The 17,821-nt window shown below is 53.8% G+C and carries 17 protein-coding genes; 8 read left to right on the top strand and 9 right to left on the bottom strand.

Translation table 11 applies throughout. From position 1 onward, the window contains the following. Nucleotides 1-76: 76 nt before the first annotated feature. Nucleotides 77-1,435: an RsmB/NOP family class I SAM-dependent RNA methyltransferase gene (locus tag THS27_RS09085; protein WP_246832902.1), complete on the bottom strand. Its 1,359-nt coding sequence runs from the start codon at nt 1,433-1,435 to the stop codon at nt 77-79. Between the two features lie 186 nt (nt 1,436-1,621). Here THS27_RS09085 and THS27_RS09080 point away from each other — a divergent pair, with 186 nt between their 5' ends. The 3 genes from THS27_RS09080 (at nt 1,622) to purH (ending at nt 6,547) form a co-directional block, all read left to right on the top strand. Continuing rightward, the gene (locus THS27_RS09080; protein WP_085590024.1) at nt 1,622-2,653 is read left to right on the top strand and encodes a glycosyltransferase family 4 protein; all 1,032 of its coding nucleotides are present in this window, start codon (nt 1,622-1,624) and stop codon (nt 2,651-2,653) included. A gap of 187 nt (nt 2,654-2,840) precedes the next feature. Continuing rightward, nucleotides 2,841-4,751: a nucleoside-diphosphate sugar epimerase/dehydratase gene (locus THS27_RS09075; protein ID WP_246832901.1), complete on the top strand. Its 1,911-nt coding sequence runs from the start codon at nt 2,841-2,843 to the stop codon at nt 4,749-4,751. A gap of 179 nt (nt 4,752-4,930) precedes the next feature. Further along, complete coding sequence (gene purH, locus THS27_RS09070) at nt 4,931-6,547, top strand: bifunctional phosphoribosylaminoimidazolecarboxamide formyltransferase/IMP cyclohydrolase (RefSeq protein ID WP_085590022.1); 1,617 nt, start codon at nt 4,931-4,933, stop codon at nt 6,545-6,547. 99 nt (nt 6,548-6,646) lie between these two features. On the opposite strand, the gene THS27_RS09065 is transcribed toward purH, so the two are convergent. From THS27_RS09065 to hemC, 4 genes are read right to left on the bottom strand one after another with little or no spacing between them, the layout of a single operon-like run. After that, entirely contained in the window at nt 6,647-8,068 is a 1,422-nt protein-coding gene (locus tag THS27_RS09065) for a heme biosynthesis protein HemY (protein ID WP_085590020.1), read from the bottom strand. After that, nucleotides 8,065-9,759 (bottom strand): mitofilin family membrane protein, encoded by a 1,695-nt coding sequence (locus THS27_RS09060; protein ID WP_085590019.1) that lies wholly within the window; start codon nt 9,757-9,759, stop codon nt 8,065-8,067. Before THS27_RS09060 ends, THS27_RS09065 begins: the two co-directional genes overlap by 4 nt. Nucleotides 9,760-9,813: 54 nt before the next feature. After that, nucleotides 9,814-10,545 (bottom strand): uroporphyrinogen-III synthase, encoded by a 732-nt coding sequence (locus tag THS27_RS09055; protein WP_085590017.1) that lies wholly within the window; start codon nt 10,543-10,545, stop codon nt 9,814-9,816. A gap of 59 nt (nt 10,546-10,604) precedes the next feature. Continuing rightward, on the bottom strand, nt 10,605-11,561 hold the full coding sequence (hemC, locus tag THS27_RS09050) for a hydroxymethylbilane synthase (protein WP_085590154.1): 957 nt from the start codon (nt 11,559-11,561) through the stop codon (nt 10,605-10,607). A 273-nt stretch (nt 11,562-11,834) separates the two neighbouring features. On the opposite strand from hemC, the gene tsaD reads away from it, so the two are divergent. Continuing rightward, the gene (gene tsaD, locus THS27_RS09045; RefSeq protein WP_085590015.1) at nt 11,835-12,893 is read left to right on the top strand and encodes a tRNA (adenosine(37)-N6)-threonylcarbamoyltransferase complex transferase subunit TsaD; all 1,059 of its coding nucleotides are present in this window, start codon (nt 11,835-11,837) and stop codon (nt 12,891-12,893) included. Between the two features lie 66 nt (nt 12,894-12,959). Further along, nucleotides 12,960-13,967 (top strand): NAD(P)H-dependent glycerol-3-phosphate dehydrogenase, encoded by a 1,008-nt coding sequence (locus THS27_RS09040; protein ID WP_085590152.1) that lies wholly within the window; start codon nt 12,960-12,962, stop codon nt 13,965-13,967. 17 nt (nt 13,968-13,984) lie between these two features. On the opposite strand, the gene THS27_RS27720 is transcribed toward THS27_RS09040, so the two are convergent. The 3 genes from THS27_RS27720 to THS27_RS09025 all read right to left on the bottom strand — a co-directional run bounded on the left by THS27_RS27720 (nt 13,985) and on the right by THS27_RS09025 (nt 15,734). Next, on the bottom strand, nt 13,985-14,395 hold the full coding sequence (locus tag THS27_RS27720) for a GNAT family N-acetyltransferase (RefSeq protein WP_371455369.1): 411 nt from the start codon (nt 14,393-14,395) through the stop codon (nt 13,985-13,987). A gap of 19 nt (nt 14,396-14,414) precedes the next feature. Beyond that, a complete protein-coding gene (locus THS27_RS09030; RefSeq protein ID WP_085590011.1) occupies nt 14,415-14,960 on the bottom strand; it encodes a hypothetical protein in 546 nt (181 codons plus the stop codon). Nucleotides 14,961-15,161: 201 nt separating this feature from the next. Next, complete coding sequence (locus tag THS27_RS09025; protein WP_085590009.1) at nt 15,162-15,734, bottom strand: hypothetical protein; 573 nt, start codon at nt 15,732-15,734, stop codon at nt 15,162-15,164. A 168-nt stretch (nt 15,735-15,902) separates the two neighbouring features. Between THS27_RS09025 and THS27_RS09020 the strand changes: the two genes are divergently transcribed. Genes THS27_RS09020 through THS27_RS09010 form a run of 3 tightly spaced genes read left to right on the top strand, consistent with a single transcriptional unit; the run spans nt 15,903 to nt 16,942 of the window. After that, complete coding sequence (locus THS27_RS09020) at nt 15,903-16,181, top strand: YciI family protein (protein ID WP_085590007.1); 279 nt, start codon at nt 15,903-15,905, stop codon at nt 16,179-16,181. A 3-nt stretch (nt 16,182-16,184) separates the two neighbouring features. Next, entirely contained in the window at nt 16,185-16,598 is a 414-nt protein-coding gene (locus THS27_RS09015; protein ID WP_085590005.1) for an EVE domain-containing protein, read from the top strand. After that, on the top strand, nt 16,595-16,942 hold the full coding sequence (locus THS27_RS09010; RefSeq protein ID WP_085590003.1) for a Rieske (2Fe-2S) protein: 348 nt from the start codon (nt 16,595-16,597) through the stop codon (nt 16,940-16,942). The genes THS27_RS09015 and THS27_RS09010 overlap by 4 nt, the downstream gene beginning before the upstream one ends. 83 nt (nt 16,943-17,025) lie before the next feature. Here the strand turns inward: THS27_RS09010 and THS27_RS09005 are convergent, their stop codons facing one another. Further along, nucleotides 17,026-17,820, bottom strand: a complete 795-nt coding sequence (locus THS27_RS09005; RefSeq protein WP_085590001.1) for a carboxylesterase — start codon at nt 17,818-17,820, stop codon at nt 17,026-17,028. Nucleotide 17,821 lies beyond the last annotated feature (1 nt).

The following is a 17,821-nucleotide window of genomic DNA, read 5'->3' as shown; positions in this document are numbered from 1 at the left end:
CGGGAATTTGCGGCTGCTATAACGCAAATTCCCGTCTTTGTCACTTAAACCAGCCTCGATTGGCATTTAGCAGTGCTTATCCGCGCTGTTTTACCAGCCGTGCGCAATAAAACCCGTCCATGCCACCAAGATCGGTCATATGAACCGGTAAAATGCGTAATTCACCGTCGGCTGTTATGGCTTCATCCCAGCCACCCAGTTCGTCAGCTGTAATCGGCTTGCGGGCATAATTGGGGTGGTCGGCCAGAAATGATTTAATCTGAAATTCGCCTTCGTCGGGCTGCATCGAACAGGTGCAATATATCAGCTCGCCACCAACAGCCAGAACCCGGTCAGCCTGAAGCAGCAGTTTTTGCTGGATTGGCAACAGTGATTTCATCAAGGCATCACCCGAGCGCAGCAAAATATCGGGGTGGCGGCGAATGGTGCCAGTCGCCGAACATGGTGCGTCGAGCAAGACCGCATCCGCAATGGGGGCATCGTCAGCAAGCTCGGTGGCATCGCCGGTGACAATTGCGGCACCCAGATCAACCCGTTCAAGATTTTCATAAACCCGGCGTAAACGCCCTTCCGATTTATCAACCGCAATAGTATTGGCGCCGCGGGCCGCTAACTGCATGGTTTTACCGCCAGGGGCAGCACACAAATCGTAAATGGTTTTGCCTTCATAGTCGCCAAAGAGTGTGGCGGGAAGGGCCGCAGCGGCATCCTGCACCCACCATTTGCCGTCTTTATAACCGGGGAGATCGCGGATACGCTGGCCGCTTTCAAGGCGGATCGTGCCGGTGGGAAGCAGGATGCCACCCAGTTTTTCGGCCCATTGTGCGCGTTCTTCGCCGTCGCGTACTGAAATATCAAGTTTGGCGTAACCAAGGCTGGCACGCGCGATGTCGCGTGCGCGATCTGCCCCATAGGTCTTTTTCCACACACCGCGCAGCCAGGCCGGAATGTTTAACTGCCAGTCTTCGACGCCTTCAGGTAATTCATAGCCATCGCGTTGTAGGCCACGCAGCACCGCGTTCACCAGTTTGACATATTTATGCAAACCGGCATCACGTGCGAGATTTACCGTGCTATCAACAGCGCCATGTTCAGACACATCCATAAAAAACAACTGGGTCACACCCAGACGCATGATGTTGGTCAGGCGGTTCGCGGTGCGGTCCTGCGGCGGGTGATAACGCGGAGCAAGAATGGCATCAATTTCGCCCAGATGGCGCAGGGTGCTACCCAGGAGCTGGCGCAGAAAATTACGGTCCCGCGAGGGCAGGCCATAACCGTGTTTTGTCAGCAGTTCATCAAGGGTGACCTCGCCGCCACGCAATTCCTGCAGGGTTTTAAGGGCCAGCATACGCGGGTCTACGGCCACAGGGGTACTGGTGGCGCGACCATTGGCATTGCGGTGGTCAGGGCGGTTTGAACGGCTTTCACGCACGGAAGGGTTTCTCCTTGAACAATATAACAGTGTAAGTAAGCGCGATGATCGGGGGTGTAAAGCGTCTTGCCCGCAATTCAGCCCTGTCACACCGATGGTTTAGGTGGAAAAAGCGAAAAACCTTGCGGTTGAAGGTTGGCATCGCTAATCCAGAAATCAAATCTTACTTATGAACGGGTCTGTTTAATGTCATTTGCTGCCCTTGCCGGTTTTTCAGGTGGATTGCTGATTGCTGCGTTGCTGCTGACCGGGATTGTTTTGCGCTATTTACGCCATAAAGCGATTCTGGACATGCCGAACCATCGATCCAGCCATGCCGTTCCAACCCCGCGCGGGGGTGGCCTTGCGGTGACGCCACTGGTGTTATTGATGGTGGCCGGGGTGACGATCTGGTTTGGGGATGCGGGTTGGCAGCGCTGGCTGATGCTGGCGGCCGCCCTTGGTCTGGCCGCCATATGCTGGATGGATGACCGCCACGATTTGTCGGCACGTTTGCGTTTCGGGTTTCAGTTTGTTGCCGTTATTTGCGGGATCACAGCCCTGAGCGGCCCGGTTTTGCAAGGATTGGTACCCCTGTGGCTGGATCATGTTCTGGTCGTGCTGACATGGGTGTGGTTCGTAAATCTGTTTAATTTTATGGATGGCATAGACGGTATTTCCGGGGTTGAAGCCGGGTCGATCGGCGCAGGGGTGTTTGTGGTTGCCCTGTTGGCTTTTACCCCGGTTTTTGTTGACCTTGGTGTTATCGGCCTTGGTATTGTGGCGATCGTGCTGGGGTTTTTGATTTGGAACTGGCACCCGGCCAAGCTGTTTTTAGGGGATGTCGGGTCTATCCCGCTGGGTTATGTCCTGGGCTGGTTGTTGCTGGAAGTGGCAGCACGCGGGGCATGGTTGCCCGCGTTGATATTTCCCGCTTATTATTTGTTTGATGCGACCTTTACCCTTTTGCGCCGGGCCGCACGGGGGGAAAAAATATGGCAGGCGCACCGCCAGCATGCCTATCAGGTGGCAACCGGGCGCGGCATGAGCCACGGGACGGTTGCCTTGTTAATCCTGGTGGCAAATTTGTTTTTGATTGCGGTTGCTTTTACGGCATTGCCGGTTGAGTTTGACGGGGCGATTACCCGTTTGGTGCTGGCACTGGTTGTTGTATTGTTGCTGGTCGGGATTTTGCGGTATTGGCCGGTTAAAAAGGCTGATGGCCTGGTCGGGAAATAACCTGTCAATATACCACCTGTGCTTGACTTGCCCCCGGCTGGGCGCGAAAAGATCGAGCTAGGATAATATACAAATAAGTCAGCCGCATATTTCCCTGGAAATGAGGCGGCGCACCGGCAACTGGTTTGGGACATTTATGTGGCGATTGATACAGCGTAGCAAAGTGGCGTTTGCTCATGACGTGATCATGGCAGCAATTTCATTTCCGCTGGCGTTATATTTGCGCGTTGGCGATGCCCTGCCTTATTTTGTGCCGCAAAACATGGTTCTGGCAACGCTTGGTTTTGCGGCTCTTGCCGGCTGTATTTTTTGGTTGTTCGGGCTTTATCGCGGCATTTGGCGATATGCGTCGTTAAATGACCTGTCGCGTATTGCCAAGGCGGTGACATTGGCAATTGCTGTGTTATTTGCCGTTCTGTTTTTAACCACCCGGCTAGACTGGTTGCCACGCTCGGCGCCGATTATTCAGTGGTTTTTGTTGATGGCGCTGCTGGGTGGGCCGCGCCTGTTGTATCGCGTGATCAAGGACCGGTCGGTATCGCTTGCGATGGCGCGCCAGGGCGAAAGCCGCATTCCGATTTTGCTGATTGGGGCGGGGGATGAATCCGAAGCCTTTATTCGCGAAACCCGCCGATCTGCACTTGCACCGTTTGAAGTTGTTGGCATTGTTGGCCTGACGGACGGGCGCGTGGGCCGCAACATGCACGGGGTCAAGGTTTTTGACACGGTTGATAACCTTGAGGCGACCCTTGATAAGCTGGAAAAATCACGTTTTGATCACCGTCCGCGCAAGCTGGTATTAACCGGTAATGCCTTGCGCCATTCTGATGTTGGAAAGTGGGTGGAAATTGCCGACCGGCGCGGGCTGGTTTTATCGCGTTTGCCCAAATTGGGTGATTTGCGCGACGGCGTTTCCGACCCGCTGCAAATTCGCCCGGTGGCAATTGAGGATTTGCTGGGACGGCCCGAAGCCCGGCTGGACCGGGACAAGGTGCGCGATATGATCGCCGGGCGCCGGGTTCTGGTAACCGGGGCGGGCGGGTCTATTGGCTCGGAACTGGTGCGTCAGATTGCCAGTTATGGCCCGGCACATATTTGCCTGTTCGATGCGGGTGAATATAACCTGTATGAAATCGACATGGAGATGTCGGAAAAACATCCCGACCTGTCACGACATAGTGTTTTGGGGGATGTACGGGACCGGGTGCGCCTGGATCAGGTTTTTGCCGTTGAAACCCCCGATATTGTGTTTCACGCTGCGGCCTATAAACATGTGCCGCTGGTGGAACATAACCCCAACGAAGGCATTTTAACCAACACCATCGGAACGCATAATGTTGCCGAGGCGTGCCGGGCGGCTGATGTTGAAACCATGGTTTTGATTTCAACCGACAAGGCGGTAAACCCGGCCAATGTCATGGGCGCGTCAAAGCGGCTGGCGGAATGTTATTGCCAGGCGTTGGAAACCCTAAGTGATGAGTTGCGTGGTAAAACCCGGTTTGTGACGGTACGGTTTGGCAATGTTCTGGGCTCGACCGGGTCGGTTGTGCCGCTGTTTCGCCGCCAGCTTGAAGCAGGTGGGCCCTTAACTGTGACCCACGAAGGTATTACCCGCTATTTCATGACCATTGCCGAGGCAGTGGAGCTGGTGTTGCAGGCGGCCGAAATGGGCCGGCAGGGCATGACAGCTGGGGGCAAAATTTTCGTTCTTGATATGGGACGCCCGGTAAAAATCGTTGATCTGGCACGGCAGATGATTTTGCTGGCCGGGTTGCGCCCTGATACCGATGTGAAAATCAAGGTGACGGGGTTGCGTCCGGGCGAAAAACTTTATGAAGAATTGTTTCATGATTCTGAACCTCCGCAGCCTACGGCTACAGAGGGTGTGTTGCTGGCTGCGCCGCGTGTGCTGGATTATGGCCTGATTAAATCGGTGCTGGAGCAATTGGCCGAAAGTGCACAGGCGCGCAATTCGCAGCGTACGCTGGAACTGATTTCACAACTGGTGCCCGAATTTCAGCCCCCTGAAATCAGTGTCAGTTCGATTTTGGCCGAACAACAGGCCGAAATTGCCAATCGTGCTGTCGATGCCGGGTAAAAACCGGTTTGCCTGAAAAAAGGGCAGGTTTCATTTGTGCCGACGAGATAGCCGCCTTGCAACAATTCGGGGTCCACATTTGGCCCGTTGCGTGCTATTGCTCCGCCCGAAATCGGACCGGGCCCATTAATGATGTGTGTTTGCCGAAATTGCGGAACCATCATTAATGCGCCCGGGCCATGTTCCTGTTTCCGTTCCTGCATGAAAGCGAAGCCACGATGACAGCCCGTATTGCGCGCGCGCTTATTTCTGTTTCCGATAAAACCGGCCTGGTTGAATTTGCCAAATCCCTTCACGAACAGGGTGTTGAAATTCTTTCGACCGGTGGTTCTGCCAAAGCCATTGAAGCGGCTGGTATTCCGGTTAAGGAAGTTGCCTCTCATACCGGTTTTCCTGAAATTATGGATGGCCGTGTCAAAACCCTGCATCCGAAAATTCATGGCGGCCTGTTGGGCCGTCGTTCTGTTTCCAGCCACATGCAGGCAATGACGGATAACGACATCACGCCGATCGATCTGGTGGCCGTTAACCTGTATCCGTTCGAGGAAACCGTTGCCAAAGGTGCCGATTATGACACCTGCATCGAAAATATCGATATTGGCGGCCCCGGCATGATCCGTTCTGCCGCCAAAAACCATGAATCGGTTACCGTGATTGTTGATCCGGCTGATTATGGCCGTGTGGTTGCCGAAATGGGCGACAATGCAGGGGCAACTACCTATGAAACCCGCCGTGCACTGGCCGCCAAGGCCTATGCCCGCACCGGGGCCTATGATGCGGCGATTTCAACCTGGTTTGCCGGTCAGCTTGGTGAAACCTTCCCGCAGCGTTTGAATGTTTCGGGTGAACTGAAACAGACCCTGCGTTATGGCGAAAACCCCCATCAGCAGGCGGCATTTTACACCAATGGCAAAAACCGCCCTGGTGTTGCCACTGCAACCCAGCTTCAGGGTAAGGAACTGTCATTTAATAACCTGAATGATACCGACGCGGCCTTTGAACTGGTTTCCGAATTTTCCGAAAAACCGGCTGTTGCGATTATCAAGCACGCCAATCCGTGTGGTGTCGCCGAAGGCGAAACCCTGATTGAGGCCTATCACAAGGCTTTGTCATGCGATCCGGTGTCGGCATTTGGCGGTATTATTGCCGTGAACCGTACGCTTGACGCGCAAACTGCTGAAGAAATTGCCAAACTGTTTGCCGAAGTTGTGATCGCACCTGACGCTGACGATGCAGCAAAAGCCGTTTTGACCGCGAAGAAAAACCTGCGCGTTCTTCTGACCGGTGGTATGGCCAACCCGGAAGAAGCCGATATGACCCTGCGGTCACTGTCGGGCGGGTATTTGTTGCAGAACCGTGATGCAGGCCGGGTAAAGCGCGAAGACCTTAAGGTCGTTACCAAACGCGCCCCGTCTGATCAGGAACTGAACGATTTGCTGTTTGCCTTCCGTGTGGGCAAACATGTGAAATCAAATGCCATTGTTTATGTCAAAGACGGCAAGACCGTTGGCATTGGTGCCGGTCAGATGAGCCGGGTTGACAGCTCGCGCATTGCCGCGTGGAAAGCCGAAGAAGCCAGCAAAAACGCTGGTGAAGAAATCGTGCGGACTGAGGCGTCGGTGGTTTCGAGCGACGCCTTCTTCCCGTTTGCCGATGGTTTGCTGGCCGCGGTTAAGGCCGGTGCCACGGCTGTTATTCAGCCGGGTGGTTCCATGCGCGATCAGGAAGTGATTGATGCCGCGGATGAAAACAATATCGCCATGGTCTTTACCGGCATGCGTCATTTCCGCCATTGATCATTTTGATCGGGCAAAATTCTGAATAATTAAAAACGGCGGCCCGTCAAATATCGGGTCGCCGTTTTATATTCTGCATGGTTTATTGCGGTTGGAAATCTAGCGATTGGCGGTTTTTTGCTCGATCGCCTTTTCATCCCCGTCAATCGTTGTGCCAGCGATTGAAACAGCCAGCGGTGCGTCCGATTTGTTGCTGGTATCAGCATGGCCATGATCAACATGGGGGTGATTGTGCAGACGTAACGGTGCACGCCAGTCAATCGCACCAAATGAATGGCAGGACGGGCAAATGACCGACCATTTACCGGTTTCCGTCCCACAAGCACCACAGCGCCAATCCGGGTCGGGGTTGGCGTGGCTGGCTTTGACCAGTAATTCACGCGCCTTGGCCGGGTCCTGTTTCTCGGCAAATTCCAGATCGGCGAGCAGACGGTAATGACGGGCCTGTGCGTTTTTGGTAATTGCCTTTTCAAGGTTGCTGCGTGCCATGCCCCACAGCTGGGCATTAATGGCCGCTTCGGCCAGCAGCAACTGGCTTTCGGGGTGGTCGGTTTTACCGGCAATCAGTTTTTCAACGGCCTTGATTTTGCCAAGCGCATCGCCATCAAGGCTTTGCAAATAAAGCTGACCCAGCGCCCCATTGGGGCTGACTTGCCAGCTTTGGGTAACAATATCGCGCGCCTTGGCGGGTTGATTGACCTTGATGTAAAGTTCGGTCAGCAAAATGGCCGCACCACTGAAATCGGGATGGGCGCTTAAGGCTTTACGCAACAGTTTGACCGCTTCGCTGTTTTCCCCGTCACGTACTGCATCTTCGGCCTTCGCGGTAATCAGCAGGGCGCGACGGCGTGATAGTTCGTCTTCCTTGAAAATCTCGGCCTTTTGCGCATCAACCAGCAGGGTTAAGGCCCGGTCCCAGCGTTTTGCGCCCAAAAGCAGGTCAAAATAAGTGACAAGAACCGACGGATTGCGCGGGCGTAAACGATGGGCGCGCTCGGCATAGTCAAGGGCTGCGGTGCGGTCATCGGCTTTAAGCGATAACTGCAACAGGCCGCGCAGGCCAAAGAAGGCTGAATCAGGTGATTTCAGCATTTCTTCAAACTGGTGATGAGCGGCTTTGTCGTTGCCTTCAAGTTCGGCGGCCTGTGCGGTGAGAAGCCGGGTGAGGGTATCGTCCTCAAGGTATTTATCAACCGCACGGGTGTGTTTGAGGGCCTGACGAACATCGCCCGATGCCAGTTCAAGCAGGCCCATTGTCAGCGCCTGCTGGCCCTTTTTACGGCGACGGCTGCCCAGCATCCGGCCGACCCAGCCAGGCGAACGTGAAATGACAAACCATATGCGCCACAGCACCACCAGCACCATCACCATGGCAAGGATGGCGAGCACCACCATACCGATGGAACCATCAAACCGGTAGCCTAGCCAGATGACTGTCATGGTGCCTGGATTATTGGCAAACCACACGGCACCGGTCACAAGGGCGGCTGTGATCAGTACAAATATAACCAGCCGGATCATTGGGCTGCCTCCGATCCGGTGGTGGGATTGCCGGCTTTATCTTCGGTGCCGGTCAAAAGGCCAATCGCGTGACTGCTCAGCACATCAATCGCCTGATTGATGGTTTGGCGCGCACGGGCCTGATCCAGCCAGGGTTTAAGGGCGGTTTGGGCATTATCGCCGTCTACACCTTCAAGGGCGGAAATGGCATTGGCCAGATTATCCTGTGCCAGGGCCTGTTCGGCACTTACCAGGCGGCCATCAAGTGTTTCCTGGCCGACCACATCAACACGGCGGATCGGGAACAGCTTTTTCAGGTTTGCCACCGTCGAGTCCCAAATGCCGCCCGAATTATCATCGCTGGCAGATTTGATTGCGTCTTCCGCAGCTTTGGAAAATGTTTGGCGCAACAATTCAATTTTCAGTGCGCCCGTACTTGCAAGCGGTTTTAGCTTTTCGATCTGTTCTTGCACAACAGGATCGTCCGAACCGCTACGGGTAAGCTGGTTTAAGGCAACCTCGAACGGTCCGCCACGCTGGGCGGCATCGCGCAGGATGGCAACAGCGATGCCGATTGCCTGCCCACGACCGGCAATGCGCAGCCCTTCGGTGGCTTTAAGCTCGTCTTCTACCGTTGCCATCCGGGCGGTAAGGTCACGCATTTCGCTGGCGACACCGGAAAGTTCGGATTGCACCCGGGCAACTTCGTCAATCGGGGCCGTGCGGGTTTCAAGTTCACCCAGACGGCGGGCAACAGAATCGTTCAACTCGCCGCCGCGTTCCTGATCCAGGCGTTCGCGCAGGGCGCTGATTGTACCTTCCAGGTGTGAAAGACGGGCGGTCAGATCGCTTGCGACAACAACATTGCTGGCATTTGAATCACCTGCATTATCCGGGGCGTCCTGCGTTTCCGAGGCGTCCATATCGGCTGAGGGGGCTGCCTGTTGTGTATCCATTCCCATATTGCCCATGCCATCACCATTGCTGGCGGTGTTGGCCGGTTGCGAATTGGTGTCGGCATCATTTGCGGGTGTGGTCGCAGATGGGGTGGTTTCGGGTGCCGTATCGGTTGTTTTCGCACCGTTCTCAGTGGCTGGTGGCAGTGGTGTGTCAGGTGCTGGTTGTTGCGATATGTCAGCATTGTTTTCGGCATCGGGCGCCAGGGCTTCTATCGCGGTTTGCGGCAAAATGTCTGTCAGCGCTGGTTGGGCCTGTTGCCACCATAAGGCGCGGCTGGCCCATGCAAGCGCCAGAACGATACCAACAATGATAATCGCCCATACCACCACCATAATGGCCGGTTTGCCGGGTTTTCCCGGTTTACCTGACGCAGCACCGGAAGCAGGGCGCGCGGGGCCATCATTATTACCACCGGGCGTTTTGCCGCCTGCACCACCTGCCGAGGCAGTTCCGGTTCCTGTGGCCGTACCGGCGGGTTTTGATGTGGTGCCGTTTGCGGGTGCATTTGTGCCAGCGGTTTTGTTCGCACCGGATGTGGTTGCGGCAGACTTTGTGTTGCTTGCTGCATTGCCAGGTTGTGCTGTGCTGGTGGCAGACGCAGGCTTGGATGATGCGCCATCCTTGCCAGATGGGGCATTTTGCCCGGGTGTTTCGCCCGTATTGGCATTGCCTTTGCTGTCGATCGAAATTGTATCCTGGCCTTTGGCCGGCGTCGCAGAGGTGTCGGTTCTTGGCGTTTCTGGTTTTTTCACGGTCGGACCATTGCAGTTTGCGGTTGTTCCGATACGCCCATTGGCGCAGGACAGTCAGGCGATTGCGTTATCTAGTGCAGATAACAGGCTTTGTTGTGTCGGTTGTTCCGCGACCTTGATCTTGCGCCAGTCAAGGCAGGCAAGCCGGTCTTTTACGGCGGGGCTTAGACAAATTGCGGTCATGTTGGCCATTGCCCCTTTTATATTGTGATGTTCAACCAGCTTAACAAAGGTTTCCGCAGTGCGGGGAGAGAAAAATAACACTGCATCAATGTTAGCGTGAACAAGGCCATCCATAATGGCAGGTGGAAAACTGTTTGTCGCGTGGGCTTCGTACAATGTTTCGCGGCGTACCAGATAACCCTTTGATGCCAGTAATGTTCCCAGGCCACCGGCGGTTTTTCGTGCTGCAGGATGATAAAGTATACCGGCGTCCGGTGACAATCGTTGCGAAATCAGCCGGGCTAAATCATGGATATCGCCGCCTGCACTGGCAATATTTACAAACCCGGCGCTGCGTGCGGTGCTGGCGGTAGCATCACCCACGGTCAATACCGGCCAATCGCGCCTGTTACAATGGCAGGTAAAGGCGCGCACCCCGTTGGCCGAGGTGAAAACCAGCGCATGAACGTCCTCAAGATCGAGGGTGTTGTTGCCATTGGTCAGCGGGGGGAATTCTATCGTCAACATCGGCGCGCTACAGACCTGATACCCACGTACAGCCAATTCTGCACGTAATTCAGTCGAGTCTGTTTCCGGCCGCGTGTTGAGGACAGTTTTCCCCATATTTTCTTCCGTGTTGTTTAAGTTCGGTCGTGCATTGTTACGTGGTTGCAAACGGCATGTCAGGCCAGAATAAAGTCTGGCCCACCACGTTCCTTAAGCTCATTTCCGGCATCGGTGCCGATTTTGTCGGCACCGGCAATATCCGGGTTTTCCAGAATCCGTTCCGCATTAAGCCATTCGCTGCCATCGGGGCGCACAATGGCGACGCGTAAACGCATGGTGCCGTTGGCGTCAAATTCTGCCAGGGCGGCGATGGGCGTTTTGCACGATCCGTCAAGCGCACGTAATGCGGCGCGTTCGGCTGTAATACGCAGGTCGGTTTTATGGCAATGCAGCGGGGCAAGCCAGTTTGCCACTTTTTCATCGCCCGTGCGAATTGCAAGTCCGATAGCCCCCTGCCCAACGGCGGGCAGCATGTCGTCTTCGGCGATAACATGGGTGGCAATTTCGGGATGGCCCAAACGGTTCAGCCCGGCCATTGCCAGCAAGGTGGCATCGGCTTCGCCGTCTTCAAGTTTGCGCAAACGGGTTTGCACATTGCCGCGAAATGTTTCGACTTTCAGGTGCGGGTATTTGTTTAACACCATTGCCTGACGGCGCAGCGATGCGGTGCCAACAACGGACCCGGCGGGCATATCGGCAAAGTTTTTGTATTTCACCGAAATAAAGGCATCGCGCACATCTTCACGCGGCATAATCACGGGCATGGCAATGCCATCTGGCAGGATGGTTGGAACATCCTTGATGCAATGAACAGCGATGTCGATCTCGCCCTTAAGCTGGGCTTCGTCGATTTCCTTGGTAAACAGGCCCTTGCCGCCAATTTCAGATAGCGCACGGTCGGTTACCCGGTCGGCAACCGTGGAAATAACAACGATTTCAATATCGTTTTCGCCCGCAAGGTCGGCATGGGCCTTTGCCAGCAGGTCGCGTACTTCATACGCCTGTGCCAAAGCAAGAGGGGAGCCACGGGTGCCGATGCGAAGTTTTACTGTATCTGTCGCTGTATTTTTCATGGTGCCGGTTTGTAATCCGAATTCAGTGTTTAAACAAGTTTTGCACGGTATCGTTGCGGTGCCGCTGGTGTCCATGATCATTATGTAGCCCTGACGATGCGGGCCTGCATAGGATCAATATCACGCAGGATAGATGAAATTTCCTAATCTGATCGTATTTGATTGCTGCGATATCCTGCAAGGGGTGGCAAGGCGTGTTACTTTGGGCTACATCATCGCCCACAGGCTCGCTTTGATCGGGCGCAAATCAGTGATAGCCGGATATCAAAATCCATGATTGTTCTTGGTATTGAAACCAGTTGTGATGAAACGGCCGCCGCCGTTGTAAATGACAAACGCGAAATTTTGTCCAGTCGCGTTTTGACCCAGCTGGAAGACCATCGACCCTATGGCGGGGTTGTGCCCGAAATTGCTGCGCGCGCGCATCTGGAACATATCGACCGTCTGGTGGCCGAGGCCATGGATGATGCCGGGCTGGAATTTGATGATCTTGATGCCATTGCCTGCACTGGTGGCCCCGGCCTGATTGGCGGGGTGATGGTTGGTACTATGACGGCGAAATCAATCGCCTTTGCCACGGGTAAGCCGTTTCTGGCGGTCAATCATCTTGAAGGGCACGCCTTAACCGTGCGCCTGACCGATGATGTTGCCTTTCCTTATTTATTGTTGCTGGTTTCGGGCGGTCATTGCCAGGTTTTGATCGTCGAAGGGGTTGGGCAATATAAACGCATTGGCACGACCATTGACGATGCAGTTGGCGAGGCCTTTGATAAAACAGCGAAAATGATGGGCCTGGGCTATCCCGGTGGCCCCGCGCTGGAAAAGCTGGCAGCCACCGGCGATCCGTTGCGGTTTCGCCTGCCACGTCCGTTGCGCGGGCGACCCGGCTGTGATTTTTCGTTTTCCGGTTTGAAAACGGCGGTGCGGGTGCATTTGGACGGTTTCCCGGTAGAGCAACGCACGCCAGAAGTTAAGGCTGATCTGGCGGCATCGTTTCAACGTGCGGTGGGTGAAACCCTGATTGATCGCTGCAAAAACGCGATTTACCAGTTTATGAACGATTATTCGGCGGGCAATACACTGGTGCTGGCCGGTGGGGTTGCGGCGAATAAGTATTTGCGCACCCGCCTGACAGAATTGACCGACAAGGCAGGGATGAAGCTGGTTGCCCCGCCGTTGGAACTGTGTACCGACAATGCCGCCATGATCGCATGGGCGGGGCTGGAACGTTTTCGACTGGGGCAGGAGGATCCGCTGGATTTCAAGCCGCGTCCGCGCTGGCCACTGGACCCTGAGGCCCCCAAACGACCTGGTGCCGGGGTGAAGGCCTGACCTTGATAACCGGGTATCGTTGCCCGGAATATATATGAATATTTTACGTTAATGGAAATAACCGGCATGTCGGAAAAACGCATAGGAATTGTTGGTGGCGGGGCATGGGGCACAGCATTGGCGATACAGGCGGTGCGGGCCGGCGCGCAGGTGCATATGTTACTGCGCGACGGTGACCTTGCCGCGCGGATGAACGAAACCCGCGAAAATGACTTGTATTTGCCCGGCGTTAAGTTGCCAAACGGATTAACCGCAACCCGAAATCCCGACGACGTATTACAGGCCGATGCCGTTTTGCTGGTAACCCCGGCCCAGTTTTTGCGCGAGTCCTTAGGGGCCATTGCTAATAAATGGCAACAGGGCGTGCCAGCCATTATCTGCGCCAAGGGCATTGAAAAACACACCGGTGCCTTGATGGAAAACGTGGTGCGCGATGTTTTGGGCGATGTGCCGGTTGCGGTTTTGTCCGGGCCAACATTTGCCCAGGAAGTTGCTGCAGGTTTGCCTGCCGCCCTGACATTGGCATGCCGGGACCGCGAGATAGGCAAAAACCTTGTTGATATGATTGGCACGGCGTCGTTCCGTCCCTATTACAGTTCGGATGTAACCGGGGTGGAAGTGGCAGGGGCGATTAAAAACGTGCTGGCAATTGCCAGCGGTGTTGTCGCCGGTATGAAGCTGGGCGACAATGCCCGGGCCGCTCTTGTGACACGTGGGCTGGCTGAAATGTCGCGTTTGGCAATCGCCATGGGCGGGCGGGCAGAAACCCTGATGGGGCTGGCCGGTTTGGGCGATTTGATGTTGACCTGTACCGGTACGCTGTCGCGCAACTACAGCTTTGGTGTGGCCCTTGGCGAAGGACAGAAGGCCACCGATATTTTAGCATCGCGTCGCAGTGTGACCGAAGGGGTGCATACCGCCGCCTCGGTTAGTGCGGTGGCCGAAAAATACGGTGTGGAAATGCCGATCTGTAACGCGGTGAACCAGGTTGCGAACCATGAAGCGGCACTCCGCGATACCATTGACGCATTGCTGACCCGCCCGTTTCGGGACGAGCAGGAAGCCCGTCTTTAACCCTGTTTTTGTGTGTTTTACGGTCGATACCACACATATAGTTTTTGGTGGGTCAGATTTGACATCACTTTGAACTTACAGGCTGAAACTATTTTTTCGCTTGCGGTGTTGTCGGCATTAATACGGGCCAGCACATAGGATGGATCGTGTTTGTGTATAACCTGTTTAAAGGCCGTTTTCAGAAATTCCCGCCCAAAACCTTTTCCCCGGTATTCGGGGTTGGTCCAATAACCAATTTGATGTGATTTATAATAATATAATAGCACAAAAATGCAGGAATTTCCCGGGGTCGAAATGCAAAAACAATTTGCCTCAACCCCGTTTAACGGGAAATGACGGGTGAAATCGTTACATGAAATACCGTTCTGTTTCAGGCGGGAAATAACATTCTCTTGCGACAGACATGCGATATCTCTGATCTTAGTCATCATCTTCTGACATGCGTTCTTAATACGCGTCCCATTCTCCTTCCGTTGGATAATTAGACCTTTCTCTTATTCTTTTCTTCCTCATTTCTTCAATTTTCTCGACAGATATCTGATCAACAAGGAACTCGCGCAATTTCTTTTGTGTGGATTGCAGGGAAGAATCGCACATATCTGAGCATAGAACAATCTGAGGGATATCTTTGCTATTATCGGGAAGGCGTCTGAAACTCATGTAAAAGACAAAAGGATTATAGGCGGAAAATCGCTCATCTCCCTTTGCGTCGGCCAGCAAAGGCGAGTTGTCGAAATTTTCAGTCAGGGTGATACGGGCCCCTCTATCGAGTGATGGCAACCAGAAATCGAACATAACCGGGTTATAGAACGGTTCAGGCCCGTTATCCCGTTCGTAATCCTGCAAAGTTTCGCATTTGGGGAACAGTTCCTCGCCCAGAGACTCTTTCACAAGCTGTTGCCAAAAATCTATCAGCAACTGAAGTGCCGCGTCATTTTCCCTGAAATCGGCAAAGGGAAACAGGGGATGCTTTTTATAATCAGAAACGTTCATTGGCAGCTCATGATTTTGGAGTGCAATCCATAGTTTTAGCGTTAAAACGATTGCTGCCTTTATCGGGTTCCCCGCCCGAGGTCACTTGGCATGTTTTACCGGAAAATCATAAGGCGGATGTCGCTCGGTCCACACATGAAACATCGTCCTGTTTCAGGCGAAAAATAGCCTCTTTTTGTGATAGACATGCGATCTCTGACTTCAATCATCACCTTCTGACATGCGTTCCCAATAGTCATCCCACTCTTCTTCCGTTGGGTAATTTGGTATGTCTCTTATTTCGTTTTTTATCATTTCCTCAATTTCCTCGACAGATATCTGATCAACAAGGAATTCGCGCAGTTTTTCTTGAGTAGCTTCCAGGGAAGAACCTGACATGTCCGAACATAGAACGATCTGTTCGATGTCTTTGCTATCGTCAGGCAGCCGTCTGAAACTCATGTAATAGATAAAAGGATCATAGGCGGTAAATCGCTCATCTCCCTTTGCATCGGCCAGTAAGGGGGAGTTGTCGAAATTTTCAGTCAGGGTGATACGGGCCCCTCTATTAAGCGCTGGCACCCAGAAATCGAACATAACCGGATTATAGAACGGTTCAGGGCCGTTATCGCGTTCGTAATCCTGCAAAGTTTCGCATTTGGGGAACAGTTCCTCGCCCAGGGACTCTTTCACAAGCTGTTGCCAAAAATCTATCAGCAGCTGAAATGCCGCATCATTTTCCCTGAAGTCGGCAAAGGGAAACAGGGGATGATTTTTGAAATCCTTAAGTTTCATTGTCTTATCGGTCGCTTTCCTGTGCAGAGCGTAAGCGCAGAATACACAATCAGGTGATCAGATGGCGCAAAATGACGGCGCGGGTGAGGTCAATCTTGAGCTGTGCGGATCATTCTGTCACTTTGGCGGTATCTTGTTTTTCAATCCTATCAAATGCAGGAAAAACCCATGCTGTTTTACATTCGTTGTGTTGATAAACCCGGCCATCTTCATGTGCGCAAAGCCAATCGTGATGCCCATCTTGCCTATGTGAAAGATGGCTATGCCGATAAAATCGTCGCCGCCGGGCCGACCCTTGACCCGGACCTTGAAGGGATGAACGGATCGGTTTTTATCATTGATCTGGAAGATATGACGGCTGCCGAAACCATGACGTCAAATGACCCCTATGCCAAAGCAGGCTTGTTTGAATCGGTGGTGATCGGGCCGTTTAAAAAGGTTTTCTGATCCATGGCGTACTGGCTGATCAAAACCGAACCGTCAAGTTGGTCCTGGGCGGATCAGGTGGTGAAGGATATTGAAGGCTGGGACGGGGTGCGCAATTATCAGGCGGCTAATAATTTACGGGCGATGAAAGTCGGCGATCAGGCGTTCTTTTATCATTCGGTAAAGGAAAAAAGCATTGTCGGCATTGTCGAGATCGTGCGTGAATCCTACCCGGACCCAAGCGATCTCAAAGGCAAGTTCGTGCAGGTGGATGTTAAAACCGTCAAACCGTTTGTTCGGCCGGTCACGCTTGATGCGATCAAGGCAGACCTACAATTTTCCGAACTGGCATTGTTAAAGCAGTCGCGCCTGTCGGTCCTGCCGATTGACGATGCGTCCTGGAAAGCCATTTGCGAAATGGGCGGCGTGGCACCATGAGCCACATTGCCCCTGAAGGTACTGTTTTATGTGCGCTTGACGACCTCGATGCCACAGGGGCCAAGGGCCTGTTTGTGGGCGAAGGGGCGGCACGGCAGAATATTTTTGTCGTGCGTGAGGAGGATGCGGTTTTTGGCTACGTCAATAGCTGCCCGCATATCGGTGTGCCGCTGGAATTTGAGCCTGACGAATTCATCAGCGAATTTGGCGGCGAGATTTTGTGTTCAACACACGGTGCCCGCTTTCGTATTGAAGACGGCTATTGTGTTTCCGGCCCCTGTAGCGGGGATGCGCTGGAACCTGTTGCGGTTAAGGTTGTTGGCGGCAATGTGGTGATGGCATAAGGCAAGAAAGCCTGTGAATTCAGTAGAGAGAGCGGGGCGGCACCATATGGAGTCGCCCCGCTCTCGTAAGGTCGGTATCTCGTTTAGTCTGCACGAAAATCTGTCAGAACATCGATATGATGGGTGATGGCATCAAGCTCGGCCGGTTTGGACAGGCGGTGATCGCCCGATTTGATCAACTGAACTTCGACATCGGTGCTGGTCAGAGTTTCGGCGAGCTTGAGGGCAGTTTGCCAGGGAACGTCCGGGTCTTGCATGCCCTGGACCAGCCGTACCGGAATGTTCAGCGCGATGGGCTTGCGCAATAAAAGGTGATTGCGCCCTTCAACGATCAGTTCCCGGGTGATGGTGTAGGGATCGTCGCCATAATCGGTCGGTTCGATCAGCGCGCCTTTTTCCTCAATGGTTTGTTTTTGGGCATCACTAAATTGTGCCCACATCAGGTCTTCGGTAAAATCGGGGGCGGCTGCAACGCCGATTAACCCTTTGATGCGCTCTGGTCTGGCAAGGGCGGCAAGCAGGCTGATCCAGCCGCCCATCGATGATCCAACAAGGATTTGCGGCCCTGTGGCAACATGGTCGAGAATGCTAACGGCGTCCTTGCTCCATTGGCCGATGGTGCCATCGGCAAACTTGCCCGATGATTGTCCGTGACCGGAATAGTCAAAGCGGGTATAAGCCAGCCCGCGCCGTACACAATGTTCTTCAAAATGCGTTGCTTTGGTGCCTGTCATGTCGGACATGAAACCACCAAGGAACAGGATACCGGGCTTTTGTTCATTTGGTGTCGCTGTCTGCTTGCGGGGGATCGCGTGGTATGCGATTTTTGATCCGTCAGGCCGGTCGAGAAACATAAGTGTCGGCATGTCATAAGTCATC

Source organism: Thalassospira sp. MCCC 1A01428 (assembly GCF_002115825.1).
In the GTDB taxonomy this organism is placed as follows: domain Bacteria; phylum Pseudomonadota; class Alphaproteobacteria; order Rhodospirillales; family Thalassospiraceae; genus Thalassospira.
The sequence above is the reverse complement of the archived record's forward strand: the minus strand, read 5'-3'. Positions and strand labels throughout refer to the sequence as shown.